This window comes from uncultured Campylobacter sp., assembly GCF_938040115.1.
In the GTDB taxonomy this organism is placed as follows: Bacteria; Campylobacterota; Campylobacteria; order Campylobacterales; family Campylobacteraceae; genus Campylobacter_A.
Window position 1 is genome coordinate 1 of record NZ_CALHXD010000089.1, and the last position, 1,633, is coordinate 1,633.

Genomic DNA, 1,633 nt, shown 5'->3' on the forward strand with positions numbered 1-1,633 from the left:
ATTTTTTCGCTTTACTTTTAGATTTTTACTGACACCCCTCGCACTCGATCGAGCGATCGGCGACGTTGTTTAGCTTTTCGCTATCTGGGCTTTCGGAGCGTAGATAGTAGGTCGATTTTAGTCCCAGCTCCCACGCTAGCGTGTAAATTTCGCTCAGATATCCGCCGCTAGCTTTGTCTAGGCTCATGAAAATATTTAGGCTCTGGCCTTGGTCGATCCACTTTTGGCGGATGGCGCCGGCACGCACGAGTACGCGCTGATCTAGCTCATAGGCAGGCGTGTAGAACTGCCACGTCTCAGGGCTGAGATTTGGCACGACGTTTGGTATCATACCGCTTAGGTTGTGCTCGAACCACTTGCGCTTATACACGGGCTCGATCGTCTGCGTGGTGCCTACGAGTATGCTGATGCTCGACGTCGGCGCGATCGCCATCAGATAGCCGTTTCGCATACCGTCTTTTTTGACCTTTTCGCGCAGTTTGCTCCAGTCGCAGGCGTTCTCGTCAAACAGCCCGCCTCTGTCGTTTAGAAGCGCTTTGGCGTTTGCGTTTGCCGTGTCGATAGGCATCACTCCCCTGCTCCACTTTGAGCCTTCAAAGAGTGGATAAACGCCCTTTTCTACTGCCAAATTTGAGCTGGCGTAGATGGCGTTGTAGCTTATGTTTTCCATCACGCTATCGATGAGCGCTAGGTGCTCGTAGCTGCCCCATTTCACGCCGCGCTCGGCTAGCATCTGCGCCTCGCCCATAACGCCAAGGCCGATCGAGCGGGATGCTAGGTTGGTGTGTTTGACTTTTTTGTGCGGGTAGAAATTTAGATCGATGACGTTATCTAGCATGCGTACGGCGATCGGCACGACGCGCTCGATGTCCTCTTTTTTGTTGATTTTGCTTAAATTTATACTCGCGAGGTTGCACACGGCGGTTTTGCCCTCGACGCTTTCTTTTTCGACGATGAAAATTTGCTCGCCGTCGATGCTATCGAGTGCGCTTAGTTTTTTGGCTTTTTTGGTTATACCGCTATCGACCGTGACGTCTTCTTCTTCGTCAAATAGCCGCTCGGAGCCGTTATCAAACGTGATCTTGATCTTGTAGTAGTTTGGTTGCGTATTTTGGAAAATTTCGGTGCATAAATTTGAGCTTCTGATGATGCCGTCGTGGTCGTTTGGATTGGCTTTGTTTGCGTTATCTTTAAAGCACAAAAACGGCATGCCCGATTCAAAATAGCTAGTTAAAATTTTCTTCCACAGTTCCTTTGCCATGACGACGTTTTTTTGGATCTTTTCGTCGTTTTCGTATGCTATGTATCGAGCCTCGAACTCATCGCCGTATAGATCGCACAGATCGGCGACCTCTGCCGGGTCAAATAGGCTCCAGCGTGCGTTTTCTTTGACGCGTTTCATGAAAAGGTCGTTTATCCAAAGCGCAGGGAACAGCTCATGCGCTCTGCGGCGCTCCTCGCCCGAGTTTTTGCGAAGATCGAGGAAATCGCTCACGTCCATGTGCCACGGCTCGACGTAGACGGCTATCGCGCCCTTTCTCGTGCCTAGCTGATCGACGGCGACGGCGATGTCGTTCGTGACTTTTAGAAACGGGATGATGCCGCCGGCTGCGTTTTTATGTCCGTCGATGCT

At 50.9% G+C, this 1,633-nt stretch carries 1 protein-coding gene; it reads right to left on the reverse strand.

Features of this window, described 5'->3' with window-relative positions; all coding sequences use genetic code 11:
• Positions 1 to 25 precede the first annotated feature (25 nt).
• Positions 26 to 1,633 (reverse strand): ribonucleoside-diphosphate reductase subunit alpha (locus tag Q0314_RS03165; protein ID WP_298056424.1); only part of this gene is annotated, 1,608 nt, incomplete at its 5' end.